The 17,481-nt window shown below is 64.3% G+C and carries 11 protein-coding genes; 8 read left to right on the plus strand and 3 right to left on the minus strand.

The window, feature by feature from the left end; all coding sequences use genetic code 11:
- The first annotated feature begins 5 nt into the window (after positions 1-5).
- The 4 genes from fabD (at position 6) to VCJ71_RS01535 (ending at position 4,198) form a co-directional block, all read left to right on the plus strand.
- A complete protein-coding gene (gene fabD, locus VCJ71_RS01520; protein WP_324638560.1) occupies positions 6-944 on the plus strand; it encodes an ACP S-malonyltransferase in 939 nt (312 codons plus the stop codon).
- Positions 944-1,696, plus strand: a complete 753-nt coding sequence (fabG, locus tag VCJ71_RS01525) for a 3-oxoacyl-[acyl-carrier-protein] reductase (protein ID WP_324640850.1) — start codon at positions 944-946, stop codon at positions 1,694-1,696. Before fabD ends, fabG begins: the two co-directional genes overlap by 1 nt.
- A 213-nt stretch (positions 1,697-1,909) precedes the next feature.
- Positions 1,910-3,052, plus strand: a complete 1,143-nt coding sequence (gene dnaN / locus VCJ71_RS01530) for a DNA polymerase III subunit beta (protein ID WP_324638561.1) — start codon at positions 1,910-1,912, stop codon at positions 3,050-3,052.
- A 72-nt stretch (positions 3,053-3,124) separates the two neighbouring features.
- A complete protein-coding gene (locus VCJ71_RS01535) occupies positions 3,125-4,198 on the plus strand; it encodes a DUF2855 family protein (RefSeq protein WP_324638563.1) in 1,074 nt (357 codons plus the stop codon).
- Between the two features lie 10 nt (positions 4,199-4,208).
- On the opposite strand, the gene VCJ71_RS01540 is transcribed toward VCJ71_RS01535, so the two are convergent.
- The 3 genes from VCJ71_RS01540 to VCJ71_RS01550 all read right to left on the minus strand — a co-directional run bounded on the left by VCJ71_RS01540 (position 4,209) and on the right by VCJ71_RS01550 (position 8,159).
- Complete coding sequence (locus tag VCJ71_RS01540; RefSeq protein WP_324638564.1) at positions 4,209-5,021, minus strand: alpha/beta fold hydrolase; 813 nt, start codon at positions 5,019-5,021, stop codon at positions 4,209-4,211.
- A 90-nt stretch (positions 5,022-5,111) separates the two neighbouring features.
- Entirely contained in the window at positions 5,112-6,797 is a 1,686-nt protein-coding gene (locus VCJ71_RS01545) for a PHA/PHB synthase family protein (RefSeq protein ID WP_324638565.1), read from the minus strand.
- A gap of 42 nt (positions 6,798-6,839) precedes the next feature.
- Positions 6,840-8,159 carry an FAD-dependent oxidoreductase gene (locus tag VCJ71_RS01550; RefSeq protein ID WP_324638566.1) on the minus strand — a complete coding sequence of 440 codons (1,320 nt, stop codon included), beginning with the start codon at positions 8,157-8,159 and terminating at the stop codon, positions 6,840-6,842.
- Between the two features lie 184 nt (positions 8,160-8,343).
- On the opposite strand from VCJ71_RS01550, the gene VCJ71_RS01555 reads away from it, so the two are divergent.
- From VCJ71_RS01555 to lepA, 4 genes are all read left to right on the plus strand, one after another.
- Entirely contained in the window at positions 8,344-11,052 is a 2,709-nt protein-coding gene (locus VCJ71_RS01555) for an EAL domain-containing protein (protein ID WP_324638567.1), read from the plus strand.
- Positions 11,053-11,190: 138 nt separating this feature from the next.
- Positions 11,191-13,341 carry a putative bifunctional diguanylate cyclase/phosphodiesterase gene (locus tag VCJ71_RS01560; protein WP_324638568.1) on the plus strand — a complete coding sequence of 717 codons (2,151 nt, stop codon included), beginning with the start codon at positions 11,191-11,193 and terminating at the stop codon, positions 13,339-13,341.
- A 6-nt stretch (positions 13,342-13,347) separates the two neighbouring features.
- Positions 13,348-15,513 carry a putative bifunctional diguanylate cyclase/phosphodiesterase gene (locus VCJ71_RS01565; RefSeq protein ID WP_324638569.1) on the plus strand — a complete coding sequence of 722 codons (2,166 nt, stop codon included), beginning with the start codon at positions 13,348-13,350 and terminating at the stop codon, positions 15,511-15,513.
- Positions 15,514-15,611: 98 nt separating this feature from the next.
- On the plus strand, positions 15,612-17,429 hold the full coding sequence (lepA, locus tag VCJ71_RS01570) for a translation elongation factor 4 (protein WP_324638570.1): 1,818 nt from the start codon (positions 15,612-15,614) through the stop codon (positions 17,427-17,429).
- Positions 17,430-17,481: the final 52 nt, after the last annotated feature.

Raw genomic sequence — 17,481 nt, forward strand, 5'->3', positions numbered from 1 at the left:
AGACCATGAGAGCGTTCCTATTCCCGGGGCAGGGCAGCCAGAAAGTCGGCATGGGCCGCGAACTTGCCGAGGCCAGTGCGACCGCGCGCGAGGTGTTCGGTGAAGTGGACGAGGCGCTGAGCGAGAATCTCGCCCGCCTGATGTTCGAAGGCCCGGAAGACGAACTGACGCTGACCGCCAATGCGCAGCCCGCCATCATGGCCCACTCGCTGGCCGTGGTCCGCGTGCTGGAGAAGGACTTCGGCGTGAAGCTGGCCGACAAGGGCAATTGCGTCGCGGGCCATTCGCTGGGCGAATACAGCGCGATCTGCGCCACCGGCGGCTTCACGCTGGAAGAGGCGGCGAAGCTGCTGCGCCTGCGCGGCACGGCGATGCAGGATGCGGTGCCGGTGGGCGAGGGTGCGATGTGTGCGTTGCTCGGCGCCGATCTCGACAAGGCGGAGGCTCTGGCGAAGGCCGCTGCCGAAGGCCAGGTCTGCGAAGTCGCCAACGACAACGATCCCGGCCAGGTCGTGCTGTCCGGCCATGCGAGCGCCATCGACCGTGCCATCGCCCTGACGAAGGACCACGGTATCAAGCGCGGCATCAAGCTGCCGGTCAGCGCGCCGTTCCATTCCAGCCTGATGCAGCCCGCCGCAGACGCAATGGCCGGCGCGCTGGAGCGCACCCCGCCGCGCGCGCTCAGCCTGCCGCTTTATGCGAATGTCACGGCCAGCATCGAAAGCGACCCGCCGCGGATCCGCCACCTGCTGGTGGAACAGGTCACCGGCCGCGTGCGCTGGCGCGAAAGCGTGCTCGCGATGCACGATGCGGGCGTCGGCGATTTCGTAGAGCTCGGGGGCAAGGTGCTCGGCCCGATGGTCGGCCGTACGGCCGGCGAGGCGAAAACCACCAGCGTGGTGACGATGGACGACATCGAGGCTCTGGCGAAGGAGATCGGATGATGTTTTCACTCGAAGGAATGACCGCACTCGTGACCGGGGCCAGCGGCGGGATCGGTTCGGCCATCGCGAAGTCGCTGGCGCAGCAGGGCGCGCGGCTGGCGCTGTCCGGCTCCAACGGCCAGAAGCTGCGGGTCTTCCGCGAACAGCTGATGGAAGAGGTCGGCGGCGACCATGTCGAGATCACCTGCGACCTCTCGAGCCCCGAGAGTGTCGAGGAGCTGGTGCCCGCCACCATCGACACGCTCGGCAAGATCGACATCCTGGTGAACAACGCCGGCATCACGCGCGACAATCTCGCCATGCGGATGAAGGACGAGGAATGGGACCAGGTGATGCAGGTCAACCTCGAGGCTGCCTTCCGCCTGATGCGCGCCGCTGCGCGCCCGATGATGAAGGCGAAATTCGGCCGAATGATCTCGATCACCAGCGTGGTCGGTTCCACCGGCAATCCCGGCCAGATGAATTACGCCGCGGCCAAGGCCGGAATTGTCGGCATGTCGAAGAGCCTTGGGCAGGAGCTTGCCAGCCGCGGCATCACCGTCAACTGCGTCGCCCCCGGTTTCATCCGCACCGCGATGACCGACGTGCTGCCCGATGCCCAGAAGGACGCGCTTAACGCGAAGATCCCGATGGGCCGGATGGGTGAGGGCGAGGATATCGGCGCTGCCGTGGCCTATCTCGCCAGCCGCGAGGCCGGCTACATGACGGGCCAGACACTGCACGTGAACGGCGGCATGGCGATGCTGGGGTAGGATAGCGGGGCCCGAGGGGCAAAAGAGGGCACACGGAATCGCGGCCTATCCCCGTCTTTTCCCCAGCATAAGGGCCGCTGGGCCTGCGCCGCCTTGCCGCAGGGGCGCTTCGCGCTAAGGATATTGCCGATATTTCCGGCGCTCACGGGCGATTCCGGCCATCGGTCGGCAAATCGGCGCAAGGGGCGCGCAACAGGGAACGAGTAAGGACCGATGAAGGCCACAATCGAACGCGCCACGCTGCTTCGCTGTCTCTCCCACGTGCAATCGGTGGTGGAGCGGCGCAACACCATCCCGATCCTGTCGAACGTGCTGATCGAAGCGGCCCAAGGCGGCGCGCTGAAAGTCATGGCGACCGACCTCGATTTGCAGGTGATCGAAAGCCTGCAGGCGGTCTCGGTCGAGGATGCGGGTGCGATCACCGTACCCGCCCACCTCCTGTTCGACATCGCCCGAAAACTGCCGGAAGGCAGCCAGGTCAGCCTGGAAACGGCGGAAAACCGCATGGCGATCAAGGCAGGGCGCAGCCGCTTCAGCCTGCCGACCCTGCCGCGCGACGATTTCCCGGTGATCGTGGAAGGCGACCTGCCGACCAGTTTCAGCCTGCCCGCAGCGCAGCTGGCCGAAATCATCGACCGCACGCGTTTTGCGATCTCCACCGAAGAGACGCGCTATTATCTCAACGGCATCTTTTTCCATGTGACGGACGACGACAAGCCGGTGCTGAAGGCGGCGGCGACCGACGGCCACCGTCTTGCCCGCTTCACCCTGCCGCGCCCTGACGGCGCGGAAGGCATGCCCGACGTGATCGTGCCGCGCAAAGCCGTGGCCGAACTGCGCAAACTGCTCGAAGAAGCGCTCGACGGGGATGTGAAGATCGACCTCTCCGCCAGCAAGGTGCGCTTCACCCTGGGCGCGGCCAAGAGCGAGTCCGGCGGCGGCGTGGTGCTGACCAGCAAGCTGATCGACGGGACCTTCCCCGATTACAGCCGCGTGATCCCGACCGGCAACGACAAGCTGCTGAAGGTCGATCCCAAGTCGCTGTTCGCCGGCGTCGACCGCGTGGCGACCATCGCCACGGAGAAGACCCGCGCGGTGAAGATGGGCCTGGAAGGCGACAAGGTCGTGCTGTCGGTCACCAGCCCCGACAACGGCACCGCGACCGAAGAAGTCAGCGCCGACTACGGCTCTGACGGGTTCGAGATCGGCTTCAATGCGACCTATCTCAAGGATATCCTCAGCCAGATCGACAGCGACACGGTGGAAATGCACCTGGCCGATCCCAGCGCGCCGACGCTGATCCGCAAGGACGACAAGAGCCCGGCGCTCTACGTGCTGATGCCGATGCGCGTTTAGGGCGCGCCCGAGGGCGGCTGGCATTCCTGCGGGCCCCGCGCTAGGTCTCTCCGGACCTTACAGGAGAGACCGATGAGCAAGGCCGTCCACGTATCGCGCAAAGATATTTCTTCGGCCGAGGTCGTAGGGATCGAGGACCTGCCGCTGCCCGATGGCGCGGTGCGGCTGGAAGTCGAAAGCTTCTCCGTTACCGCCAATAACATCACCTACGCCGTAGCGGGCGAGATGATGGGGTACTGGAATTTCTTCCCCGCCGCCGAGGGCAAGGGCGTGGTGCCGATGTGGGGCCATGCGAAAGTCATCGAAAGCAACCATCCGGACATCGCGGAGGGGGAGAGAGTCTATGGCTATCTTCCGATGGCCGAACAGCTTGTCGTGATGCCGGGCAAGGTGACGCCTAGCGGGTTCGTCGACACGATCGCCCACCGCCAGTCGATGGCGGCGATCTACAACCAGTATTCGCGCCTTGCCGCCGACCCCGAACACGATCCGGCGCGCGAGAACGAGCGGATGATCTTCGGGCCGCTGTTCAAGACCGGCTACCTGATCGAAACGATGTTCCGCGGCGACGACTGGTTCGGGGCGGAGGCGATGGTGCTGACCAGTGCTTCGTCCAAGACCGCGATGGCGCTGGCGAGCGTGGCCAAGGAGAAATCGCCGCAGGTGAAGCGCGTCGGACTGACGTCTGCCGGCAATGTCGATTTCGTGCGGGCAAGCGGGCTTTACGACGAGGTCATTGCTTACGATGCCGTGGGCGATCTGGCGCAGGTGCCGAGTGTCTCGGTCGATTTCGCAGGCAATTCCAGGCTTCTGCGGGCCATTCATGAGACTCTGGGCGAGCACCTGAAGTACAGTTGCCTGGTCGGTGCAACCCACGTCGGGGAGCGTAGCGGCGAGGCGAAGGACATGCCGGGGCCGGACCCGATCCTGTTCTTCGCACCGACTTATGCCGTGGCCGCAATCAAGGCGATGGGCGCAGAGGCTTTTGGGCAGGATATCGCCGCCAGCTGGCGCACCTTCCTGGGCGCGGTGGCGGACACGGTCGCATTCGAGACGCGCAGCGGGATCGAGGCTGCGCGCGATACCTATGCCGCGATGGTCGGAGGCGACATCGACCCCGCGAAGGGGGTCGTCGTAAAACCCTGAGGCAGAGCGGTCAGGCCGCCTTCGCCGTGTCCGTTTCCGTCGGCGAGAGGAAGCCGCGGATTTCGGCGATGCTCTCGTCCGCATGGGTCAGCAGGAACAGGTGTCCGCCGCCTTCGACCACTTTCAGCGTGGCGTTGGGGATCATCGCCTTCAGGATCTTGCCGTTGACGAGCGGGACGATCTGGTCGTCCGAACCCATCATGATCAGCGTTTCCTTGGCCATGAAGGGCAGGGCCGGCAGGCTGGTCCACCCCAGCATCGCGATCAGCTGGTAGAGATAGCCGCGCGGGCTGGGCGGCTTCAGCCGGCCGATGTGCTTCTTCTTGTCTTCCGGATTTTCGATTTGCCCGCCGTAGAGCGTGGCGAAATGTTCGTTCATGAACTTCGCGTCGGTATAGCGGCGCGGATCGGCCATCTTGGTGAAGGCCGCCGGGTTGCCCGGCACCATCGCCATGCCCGGCGTGGTGGCGATCAGCACCAGCTTGCGCGTGCGCAGCGGGTGCTGGAGCGCGAAGTGCTGCGCCATCGCGCCGCCCCAGCTGATCCCCATGACGTCGACCGTCTCCAGCCCGAAGCGGTCGAGCAATTGCGCGGCGATCCAGCTCATCACGAAGGGGTTGTAGGGCACCACCGGATCGGGGCTCTCGCCCGTGCCCGGCATGTCGAACATGATGAAGCCGCGGTCGGTCATCTGCTCGGCCAGGGGGGACACCGCCTCGATATTCGCGCCGATGCCGTTGAAGAACAGGATGGGCGGGAAACCGGAAGGCTCGTCAAGCCGCCAGCGGGCGACGCGCAAGGTGCGCCCGCCAACGGTTTCCATGCTCATTTCGCAAGTCAGGTCGGTGCCTGACGCCTTATTCGTTCGGGCCAAGGGGCGCCTTTCGATAGCAATCTGTTACTGACATCAGTGTCAGCGTTCCTCGACGACGTAAAGCCCCGGGGCCGCTTCCATCGGGGGATGGTTTGCGCTGCCGACCTGCTTGGGCGCAGGAACCTTGTCGCCTGAGCGCGCCTGGACCCACTCCATCCAGAACGGCCACCAGCTGCCGGCCACTTCTTCGGTGCCTTTCAGCCATTCCTCGGCAGTAGCGGGCAGTTTGCCCTTCTTTTTCTGGACGAAATACTTTGCCTTCGGATTGCCCGGAGGGTTCAGGATCGCCTGCATGTGGCCCGACTGGCTGAGCACGTAAGTCACGTCTTTCGAGCCGAATAGCTGCGTGGAGCGGTAGGTCGCCCGCCACGGGGTGATGTGGTCGGTCACGCCGCCCAGGATGAAGAGGTCGCTGGTGACTTTCGACAGGTCGATCTTGTGGTCGACCATCTCTACCTCGCCCTTCTTCGTGAAGGCGAGCGTTTCGAAGATCGTCAGGAAATCGCCCATCAGGCTGGCGGACAGGTTGGTCGCATCGGCATTCCAGAACAGCACGTCGAAGGCGGGCGGATCGTCGCCCAGCAGGTAATTGTTGATGACGTAATTCCAGATGAGGTCGTTCGGGCGCAGCCATGCGAAGCCGCGCGCCAGGTCGTCGCCCTTGATCACCCCGGCCTTGTTGGCGCGGCGGCGGGCGAGGGCGAGGCCGTTCTCGCTGATCAGCGAGCCTGCCTCGATATCGTTCTGCTTGGGGTGCAGCACGCACACCATCAGCGTAAGGCTGCCGAGCAGGTCGTCCTTGTCGGCGGTCATCTTGCTCGCCAGCATGGCCGCGGTCTGCCCGCCCGAACAGCCGGCCGAGACATTGACCTTGTCGCTTTCGGTAATCTCGGCGACGGTTTCCATGGCGAGGCGGCAGGACGTGACATAATCCGCCATGTCCCAGCTGCCCTGTTCCTTCGACGGGTTGCGCCAGGAAATCACGAAGGTCTGGATGCCGTTGTCGACCTGGTACTTGACGACCGACTTATCGGGCGACAGGTCGTTGATGTACATCTTGTTGATCTGCGGCGGGATGGTCAGCTGCGGGACCGCGTGGACCTCGTCGGTGGTGGGCGCGTACTGCACCAACTCCATCATCTCGGTCCGCAGCACGACGTTGCCCTTGGACGTGGCGATGTTCTCACCCAGCTTGAACGGGCGCTTGTCGACCTGGCTGACCATGCCCTTGTTCTGGGTGAGGTCGGTATAGGCGTTCTTCAGCCCCTTGATGATCGACATGCCGCCGGAATCGATCAGGCGCTTCTGCGCCGTGGGATTGCCGATCAGGGTGTTGGTGGGCGCGATGGAATCGATGATGATGGTGGAGATGAACCTGGCCCGGTCGCGCTCCAGCTCGTCGAGCTCCAGCTCCTCCAGCCACTCGCTCATGCCCTTCTGCACGGCGAGGTAATATTGCGCGCCGGCCCGCATGAACGGGTTGTACTGCCATGCCGGGTCCTTGAAGCGCTTGTCGCGCGGGTCGGGCTCCAGCTCCGACTTGCCCGTCATGATCTTCATCATTTCGCTGCCCATTGCGGTGGAATGGCGCATCAGGCGGGCAGGGTCGGAAGCGGTCTCTCGAAGCAGCACGGCAACGGCACCGAATATGTCTTCCCGCGTCAACCCGATCAGCGGGCCGAGGGCGGTGGTGGATTGTGCTGCTTCGTTTTCGAGCTCGCTCATGTAGGATCCTCTCTCTTGTCGTTCTTGGCTGCCGGTCTTTCGTTACGAACCCCTGGCAGCGATCATCTGTTCGATGGCGATAAATTTCTCCCTCGGAGAACCTTCGCGGGCGGCGCTGTGTTCCGCCTCCTCGATTTTCTTCCAGTCCTGGAATGTCACGATGTCCAGCCCGCGGTCGGCGGCCAGCTCGTCGAATCCCTCGCGCCCGCGTTTACCCTGCCGGCCCAGCTTGCCGCTTTCCATGTCGGCAGCGATCAGCTCGACAAGGCCGAAGCCGTCCGGGCGGTTGGTGCCGATGGTTCCGGTCGGCCCGCGCCGCGCCCAGCCCACGCAATAGAGCCCGTCCAGGATGCGGCCTTCGTCGTTGGCGAAACGGCCCATCCTCTCATCGAAGGGCACGCCTTCGATCGGCGCGGTGCGATAGCCGATGCAGGTGACGACGAGGCTTGCCGGGATACGATAGGTTTCGCCGCTGCCTTGCGCGCGGCCCTTGACCACCTCGGTCCGCTCGACCTCGACCGCCTCTACCCGCCCGTTGCCCACCAGCGCCACAGGGCTGGCGAAGAAATCGAATTCGATGGCGATGCGTTTTTCGCCGTGGATCGCGTGGGGGATCGCCGCAAAGCTGCGCAGGTGGGCGACCGACTTGCGCAGCCCCGGTTCTAGTATGGCATCTTCCGCCTCGTCCGGCAGGTCGGAGGTTTCGACCTGCGGGCTGGCCTGTTCCAGCTCCATCAGCTCGCCCAGCTCCTTCGGCGTCATGGATATCTGGTGCGGCCCGCGGCGGCCAAGGATTACGATCCGCTCGATGGGCGATGCGGTCAGCGCGTCGAGTGCATGGTTGACGATGTCGCTGCCGGCGAATTCGTCGCGCGTCTTCGACAGGATACGCGCCACATCCAGCGCCACATTGCCCATGCCGATGACCACGGCGGTACGTCCGGAAAGGTCTGGCGCAAGGTCGGCGAATTGCGGATGGCCGTTGTACCAGCCGACGAATTCGGCCGAACCATAGACATTGCCGAGGTCGTTGCCAGGGACTGCAAGTTCCCGGTCCCGCGGTGCGCCGGTCGCCAGCACGCTCGCGTCATAGAACTGCTGCAATTCGGCAATCGTCACATCCTCGCCGATGGCGACATTGCCGACGAAGCGGACATTGTCGGTCAGCGCGGTCTTCTCGTAGCGGCGGGAAACGCCCTTGATGGACTGGTGGTCGGGCGCGACGCCGAAGCGGATCAGGCCGTAAGGCACGGGCAGGCGGTCGAAAATGTCGATCCTGACATCGTCGCCCCACAGCTTCTGTGCGGCCTCCGCCGTATAATAACCTGCCGGGCCGGAACCGATGATCGCGATGTGCCGCATGCCCGTCTCCCCAAGGGCTGAGTGCCTTTGGATCCACCGTGCCCGCGCGTATCGGCAAATTCAAGCGTCGGTGCGGCAGTGGTGACTTTGCCTGGCTCGGCAGGCACGGCGAACGGACATCGTGAAGGCACCGTTTACGCTTTTTCAAAGCCATTCTGGCACCGCGTGCCTGATGAGTGGGGCAATGCCACAAAAAAGCACGTCGCAGCCTGCGGCCGAGCCGGCAACGCCGGATCGCGGCGACGCGCGCCGTGGCGGTGTCCATCGCCTGCAGATGCCCGAAGCGAAGCCGGCGACGCAGGAGGCGAAGCCGGCGCAGCCGAATCGGCGTGCGGGGGGGCGCGTGGTCCTGCCACAGCGTTCGCGCGTCCTCGTCGGCTCTTGGAAATGGATGACGCCGACGCTGGTCGCCGCATCGGTGCTGGCGGCGGCAACGTCGCTGTCCGTCCCGCCGCTGCTTGCTATCCCGCTGCTGCTGGCGGCGATCGGCCTGCCTTACCTGACGCCGCGCCTCGACCCGCCTGTCATCAAAGGCACTGCAACGCTGCAACGCCAGGTCGTGATGATCGGCGGACTCGTGGTCGCACCGATGATCGCCTTTTCGGCGGCGATCCTGCTTTGGCTTTCGCAAGGCGGGCTTGCATGGACGTCGGGCCTCAGCGCGCTTGTCGGCGCCAGCACGGTGGGATCGGCGTTCCTCTATCGCAGGCTCAATGCGATGTTCTCAGCCCAGATCGGAGTATGGGCGATGCCGGCGCTGTTCTATGGCGGCCTGATCGGGCTGGGCGGCATGTTCGTGCTGTGCATGACCGCGTTCGTCATCATCCGCCGCGAAAGCGAGCTCCAGTCGCAGCTCGACAAGAAGCTCCAGCGCGAGGAACGTGATCGCAAGCGCGCCGAACACATCCTGCGGGATTACGAGGAAACGGGGCAGGGCTGGTTCTGGGAAACCGACCGGCGCGGCCAGCTGACCTATGTGTCCCGCCCCGTCGCAGAGGCGCTCGGCTATACCCAGGAAACGATGGTCGGCCGCCCGCTCAACGACCTGTTCGATCTCGCCGACCGGGACGACGAAAGCGAGCGCACGCTCACCTTCCACATTTCCGCCCGCTCGCCGTTCAGCGAATTGGCGGTCCGCTCCGCCATTCGCGACGAGGAACGCTGGTGGTCGGTCACCGGGCGTCCGCTGTACGATACGTTCGACAATTTCGTGGGCTTCCGCGGCGCCGGCACCGACCTCACCGAAAAGCGCCGCAGCCAGGAGAAGGCGACCCGCCTCGCGCGCTACGACAGTCTAACGGGGCTCGCGAACCGTTTCCTGATGTCGCAGACGCTGGAGAAGATCCTTGGCGCGCCGCAGGAACTCAACCGCACCTGCGCGGTCTTCCTGCTCGACCTCGACCGGTTCAAGCAGGTCAACGATACCCTCGGCCACCCGGTCGGCGACGAATTGCTCAAGCAGGTGTCGGAGCGGCTCGAAGGCGTGGTCGGGGAGCACGGACAGGTCGGGCGTCTCGGCGGCGACGAGTTCCAGGTCATTCTGCCGGGGACGCACAAGCGCGAAGGGCTGGGCGAGCTTGCCCACCGGATCATCACTTCGCTTTCCCAGCCATACGGGATCGAGGATCACCGCGTGGTCATCGGGGCGTCGGTCGGCGTCGCGATCGCACCCGACGATGGCGTGACGAGCGAGGCGATCATCCGCAACGCCGACCTTGCGCTCTACGCTGCGAAGGACGGCGGGCGCGGACGCTTCCATTTCTACGCCAACGATCTCCATTCCGAGGCCGAGGCGCGGCGCGAACTGGAACAGGACCTGCGTGATGCGGTGACCCAAGGCCAGCTCGAATTGTTCTACCAGCCGGTCGTGTCCGCTGCCGACGAGGAAATCGTCGGTTTCGAGGCGCTGCTGCGCTGGAACCACCATGTCAAAGGATGGATGCAACCGCAGAAATTCGTCGAGATCGCGGAGGATTGCGGCCTGATCGAGCAGATCGGCGAATGGGCGCTGCGCACCGCATGCCACGAATTGTCGACCTGGCCGGAGAACGTGCGCTGCGCCGTTAACGTCTCGCCGCTACAGTTCGCCAACCCCAATTTCCCCACCGTGGTTACCAACGCCGTGGCGCAGGCTGGCATCGATCCGTCGCGACTGGAGCTGGAAATTACCGAAAGCGTCTTCCTCACCGACGATTCCAATACCGACCAGATGTTCGCCGCCCTGAAGCGGGTCGGCGTCCGGTTGGCACTCGACGATTTCGGGACGGGTTATTCCTCGCTCGGCTATCTGAAGAAGGCGCCGTTCGACAAGATCAAGATCGACCAGAGCTTCGTGCGCGGCGCAACTGAGCCCGGCAGCCGCAACGGGGCGATCATCACCTCGATCACCAGCCTGGCTCAGGCGCTGGACATGGATACGACGGCCGAGGGCGTGGAAACGCTCGACGAACTCGATCTCATCCGCATGCTCGGCTGCAGTCACATCCAGGGCTATATCTACGACAAGCCGCTTTCGCGCGACGTGGTGATGAAGCGGCTGCAGGCTGGCCTGAAGGCCACCGCGAGCGGTCCGCGTTCGGCCCGTGCCGCCCGCCAGAAGATGTTGCGCAAGGTGGAACTTACCCACGGGGCGACCAAGTATCGCGGCACGATCCGCAACATCTCCGTGACCGGTGCGATGATCGAGGGACTGTGGAACGTACCCGACAACACGGTCTTTGACCTCCAGATTTCCGAAACCGTCTCGCTCAAGGTGACCAGCCGCTGGTGCCACGAAGGGCGAATGGGCGTGCAATTCGACCGACCGCTGGAACGCGATTTCAACGGCAACATCAAGGTTATCTCCGATGCCGCGCCGGCCGCGCGCAAATCCTTGCTCAGGGATGCGGGCTGATGGGGTCGTTAGTAAAAAAGAAACCACGACTGGTTACCCACGGGTTGCCATTTGTTGAAGCGAACGAGGACTGAAGCCGTGGCGATGGGCGGACTGCTTAAGGGATTGCGGGGGGGCAGCGATGCCGCCCGCGGTTCTGTGCGTTCAAGCGTCGCGTTCGACAGCGCGTCGCGCGCAGAGCTGCTGGAGTTCGTCGAAAACACGCAGAGCATCTGGGTCTGGCAGACCGACCCTCAGGGCAATTTCACCTATGTCAGCGAAGCTTTCGACAAGCTTGTCTGCCCCGAGGGCCGCTCGCTGATCGGCAGCCATGCGGTCGAGCTGTTTGAAAGCGAAGAGGACGAGGCGGCCATGCCCGGTCGCAGCCTGCGCCTCATCATGTCCACCCACAAGCCAATCCGCGACCGCATCCTGAAGATCGGCGAGGATGCCGATGCGACCTGGTGGTGCGTCGCCGGAAAGCCGATCTTCGATGGCGAGACCTTTCTCGGCTACCGCGGATACGGGTCGAACAAGACCGAAGAGCAGCGCAAGGCGGCCGAAGAAAACCAGCTCGCCAGTTTCGACAGCCTTACCGGCCTGGCCAACCGCGCCCGGATGGAGCAGCGCATCGATACGATGCTGGCGACTTTCGTCGCCGCAAAGCGCTCCTGCGCGCTGATGATGATCGACTTGGATCGGTTCAAGCAGGTCAACGACACGCTGGGCCACGCTGCCGGCGACGAGCTGCTGAAGCAGGTCGCAGAGCGGCTGAAGCGCGTGGTTGACGAGAATGCAGAGATCGGGCGCCTCGGCGGCGACGAATTCCAGATCCTGATCCCCGACATGGACGACCGCGGCCGGCTCGGCGAAATCGGGCAGAAGATCATCTCGATCCTGTCGCAGCCCTTTGTCCTCGACGGGGCACGTACCAGCATCGGCGGTTCGGTCGGTATCGCGATTGCGCCCTATGACGGGATCGAGCGCGACGCGCTGGTCCACAGCGCCGACCTTGCGCTCTATGCCGCAAAGCATGGCGGGCGCGGGCTGTACCGGTTCTACTCCGCCGACCTCAAGAACAGCGAGCGCGACCGCAAAGGCATCGAAGCCGATCTGGAACTCGCCCTGCAACGCGGCGAATTCGATCTCAATTACCAGCCCATCGCCTCCACCGCGAACAACAAGATCGTGGGACTTGAGGCACTGCTGCGCTGGTACAGCCCCGAACGCGGGTCCGTGATGCCGGAGCTGTTCATCCCGATCGCGGAAGACAGCAACCTCATCATCGGCATCGGCGAGTGGGTCTTGCACGAAGCCTGCCGCGAGGCAGCGACCTGGCCCGAGAGCGTGCGCCTGACGGTCAATGTTTCCTCGGTCCAGCTGCTCAATGAAGGCTTCCCGACCGTAGTCACCAACGCGCTCGCCAGTTCGGGACTGGAACCGAACCGTCTTGAGCTCGAACTCAACGAGAACGTGTTTCTTCGCGATACGCAGCTGATCGACGAAGCGGTCGCGAAGCTGCGCGGTATCGGCGTGCGTCTCGCGCTCGACGATTTCGGTGCGGGCATGTCCTCGCTCGGCTATCTCAAGGGCACGCATTTCGACACGCTGAAGATCGACCCGGAATTCCTGCGCGACGCCTGCGCGCCCGCCAACCGCAACGGCGACCTGATCCGCGCCATCGTGGCACTCGCAGGCGCGCTCGGCATGGACAGCGTGGCCGAAGGTGTCGAGGCGAAGGACGAACTCGCACTGGTGCGCGAATGCGGGGTCACCCACATCCAGGGCTTCATTTACGCCCCGCCGATGGACCGTGAGGAATTGCACGAAAAGGTGATGAACGAGGCTTGGGCTATCGAGCCCAACGGCCCCGAACGCCAGCGCGCGGAGCGCCGCCGCGTGTTCCGCCGCTGCAACGTAATTCACGAGGACCATTTCTACGAAGTCATGATGCGCGACTTGTCGCGCACCGGCGCCCTCATCGAAGGCCTGGCCGACGTGCCGGTTGGCGAACGCTTCGTGCTCGACTTCGGCGAAGGCCAGCTGGCTGTCGCCACCGTGATCCATTCTCGCGGCGACAAGCAGGGGCTGGAATTCGAAATTCCGCTCGTGCCCGACGGGGCAGGGGGCCTGTGCACCCGCCACCGGGTGTCGCCCTATGCGCTCGCGGCTGCCGGCATGCCGCTGCAGATGCTGCCCCCGGGCAATTACCCGCTGGTCGGCGGAGAATACGGCGCCAAGCCCAAGTCGATGCCCAAGTTTGCCCAGCTTTCCATCGCTGCCAAGATGGCAGACGGCGGGGAAGGCTGAGCCCCGATGGCGGCGTCCGGATTCTTTTCCAAACGGGGCGCGCGGCCGGCCGAAAACGAGCGGTCGAGCCTGCTCGATGAGCTTGAATCACTCGGGCTCGGCTGTTTCTGGGCAAGCGATGCGGACGGCACGCTCACCTATGTCTCTCCCGCCGCGGTTGCAAACCACGGGATCGAAGCAAGCGAACTGGTCGGCAAGCCGCTGTCGCAGGTGTTTGCGGACGAGCCCCACGTCGCGTCCGAACCGGGGGCGCGGCCGCTCACCTTCGTGCTCGGCTCGCATACCGCAATTCGGGACCTCACGGTACGTCTGAAACCCGCACCAAGTGAGACTTGGTGGAGCATCTCCGCCCAGCCGCAAATCGACCGCAAGGGTGCGTTCGCCGGCTACCGCGGAACCGCGCGCGACGTGACAGCAATCCGCCACAGCTCCGCCGATCGCGACCACATGGCGCGCTACGACGCGCTCACCGGCCTGTCTAACCGCGCGCGCATGGCGCAGCGCCTGCAGGCCACGATTACCGCGGTAAAAGCCGCAAAGCGCAGCTGCGCCTTGATGTTGCTGGACCTCGACCGCTTCAAGCAGGTGAACGATACGCTCGGTCATCCATACGGCGACAAGCTGCTCAAGCAGGTTGCGCAGCGGTTGCAGAAGATCGTCGGCGACAAGGGAGAGATCGGGCGGATCGGGGGCGACGAGTTCCAGATAATCCTGCCCGACATGGACGATCGCGGGGAATTGGGCGCGCTGGCGAGCCGCCTTATCCAGATGGTTTCCCAACCCTATTCGATCGAAGGCAGCCGCGCGATCATCGGCACTTCGGTCGGCATCGCCATCGCGCCTTATGACGGTGTGGAAGCGGAAGAGCTCGTCGGCGGGGCAGATCTGGCCCTCTATGCCGCCAAGGGCAACGGGCGCGGCCAGTATCGCTTCTATTCGCAGGAACTCCGCGAAGAAGCCCGCTGGCGCCGCGAGATCGAGGAAGACCTGCGCGACGCGGTCTCGAAGCAGCAGCTGCGCATGGCCTACCAGCCGCTGGTCCGCAGCAGCGATTACCACGTGGCCGGCTTCGAGGCGCTTATGCGCTGGGATCATCCCGTGCGTGGAGAGGTCGGCCCGGGAACGTTCATCCCGGTGGCCGAGGAAACCGGGCTGATCCTCGAAATCGGGGCCTTTGCCCTACGCGAGGCTTGCCGCCAGGCCGCCGAGTGGCCGGGCGATCTCAAGCTGGCAATCAATGTCTCCGTCCCGCAATTCGTAAACGCGGAATTCGTCGAGCAGGTTGCGCAGGCCTTGTCCGACAGCGGCCTGCCCGCCGAGCGGCTGGAAATCGAGATCACCGAGAGCGTTTTCTTGGGTGACCATGAGACGGTGATCGACCGCATCGGTGCACTTACCAGGATGGGGGTGCGCCTGGCGCTGGACGATTTCGGCACCGGCTATTCCAGCTTCGGCTACCTGCGCACGGCACCTTTTAACAAGATCAAGATCGACCAGAGCTTCGTGCGCGGCGCGACCGAAAACGACAACAACAACGCGGCAATCGTCTCGGCTATCGTTAGTCTCGCCGATGCGCTGAAAATGGAAACCGTTGCTGAGGGCGTGGAAACGCTCGACGAACTGGAACTCGTCGTCGCGCAGGGAGCAACCTTGCTGCAAGGCTACATCTTCGCTCGGCCTGAAGCGCACGAAGCAATCATGGAGCGGCTTGATCACGGCGAGCTGACTTACGAGCCTGTCGGCCCGGCGAAGTACCGCGCTGATCGCCAGAGCATGTTCCGTCGCGTCGGGATCATACACGGCGACCATCTCTACGGCGCGATGCTGCGCAACCTGTCGAAATCCGGCGCCCGAGTGGAGGGGATTGCCGGCACGCGGGAAGGCATGCAGATCGTCCTCGACCTCGGCGAAGGGCAGCTTGCGGTCGGAACCGTCCGCCGTGCGGGGGAGACCGAATTCGGCATGGAGTTCGAAACCGCCCTCGTCAGCGACGGGGCGGACGGCCTTTGCACCCGGCACCGTATCTCGCCCTATGCGCTCGCCAACGCGGGCATGCCGCTGACCGCGCTTCCGCAGGGCGTCTATCCACTCAATCCCGCCGCCGGGTCCGGCGGGCCGACCGGGCCGCGCGAGTTGATGGAAGTGGTCGCCCGCCAGCGCGGCGCCGCCTGACCACCGCACTTACACAATGTGCTGACAGCCCGCCTGCCGCCCGCTAAGGGCGGGGGATACGCGCCATCGCGCGCGCCCTCTTCCTATCCCGGCAGGCCATGACCGACCTTTCCAAAGTCCGCAATTTTTCGATTATCGCCCACATCGACCACGGCAAGTCCACTTTGGCGGACCGTCTGATCCAGGCATGCGGCGGCCTGACCGACCGCGAGATGTCCGAGCAAGTGCTCGACAACATGGATATCGAGAAGGAGCGCGGCATCACCATCAAGGCGCAGACGGTGCGCCTCCACTACACGGCCAAGGACGGCGAGACCTACGAGCTCAACCTCATGGACACGCCGGGCCACGTCGACTTCGCCTACGAGGTCTCTCGCAGCTTGGCCGCCTGCGAAGGCGCGCTGCTGGTGGTCGACGCCGCGCAAGGGGTGGAAGCGCAGACCCTCGCCAACGTCTACCAGTCGATCGAGCACGACCACGAGATCGTTCCGGTCATCAACAAGATCGACCTGCCCGCTGCCGAGCCCGAACAGGTCCGCGCGGAGATCGAGGAGGTTATCGGACTCGACGCCAGCGAAGCGGTTCTCACCAGCGCCAAGTCCGGCATCGGCATCGAGGAAACGCTGGAAGCCATCGTTGCCCGAATCCCTGCGCCGACCGGTGACCGCGACGGCCCGCTGAAGGCCAGCCTGGTCGACAGCTGGTACGATCCCTACCTCGGCGTGGTCATTCTCGTGCGCGTGATCGACGGGGTGCTGAAGAAGGGCCTCAACGTCCGCTTCATGCAGGGGGGCACGCAGCACCTCGTCGACCGGGTCGGCTGCTTCACGCCCAAGCGCACCGACTTGCCGGAGATCGCGGCGGGCGAGATCGGCTTCATCACCGCGCAGATCAAGGAAGTGGAGCAGGCCCGCGTCGGTGACACCATCACCACGGTGAAGGGCGGGGCGGACGAGGCCCTGCCCGGCTACAAGGAAGTTCAACCGGTGGTGTTCTGCGGCCTATTCCCGGTCGACGCCGCCGATTTCGAGAAGCTGCGCGAAAGCATCGGCAAGCTGCGCCTCAACGATGCCAGCTTCAGCTTCGAGATGGAATCGAGCGCGGCGCTGGGCTTCGGCTTTCGCTGCGGGTTCCTCGGCCTGTTGCACCTGGAGATCATCCAGGAACGCCTCAGCCGCGAATACGACCTCGACCTCATCACCACCGCGCCGTCCGTCGTCTACCGCATCAAGCTCGGCAAGACGAAGAACGAGGACGCGAAGACGATCGAGCTGCACAACCCGGCCGATTACCCCGACGTCAACCGCATCGAATGGATCGAGGAGCCGTGGATCAAGGCCACGATCTATACGCCGGACGAGTATCTCGGCCCGATCCTGAAGCTGTGCCAGGACCGGCGCGGCATCCAGACGAACCTGACCTATGTCGGCGGGCGCGCGCAGGTGACTTACGAGCTGCCGCTGAACGAGGTGGTGTTCGACTTCTACGACCGCCTGAAATCGATCAGCCGGGGCTATGCCAGCTTCGATTACGAACAGATCGGCCTGCGCGAAGGCGACCTTGTGAAGATGAACATCCTGGTCAACAATGAGCCGGTGGACGCCCTGTCACTGATCGTCCACCGCAATGTGGCCGAAGAGCGCGGGCGCGGCATGTGCGAGCGGCTTAAGGACTTGATTCCGCGGCATCTTTTCAAGATCCCCATCCAGGCCGCGATCGGCGGCAAGATCATCGCCCGCGAGACCATCGCCGCGCTCCGCAAGGACGTTACGGCCAAATGCTACGGCGGCGACATCAGCCGCAAGAAGAAGCTGCTGGAAAAGCAGAAGAAGGGCAAGGCGCGAATGCGGGAGTATGGCAATGTGAGCATCCCGCAGGAGGCGTTTATCGCTGCCTTGCGGATGGGCGAGGAATAGTAAGCTTCGCCCAAATCGTCTTTGCACCACTCAGTATAGTCACTGCTTCTCA

Source organism: Pseudoblastomonas aquimaris (genome assembly GCF_035481675.1).
Classification (GTDB): domain Bacteria; phylum Pseudomonadota; class Alphaproteobacteria; order Sphingomonadales; family Sphingomonadaceae; genus Alteriqipengyuania_B.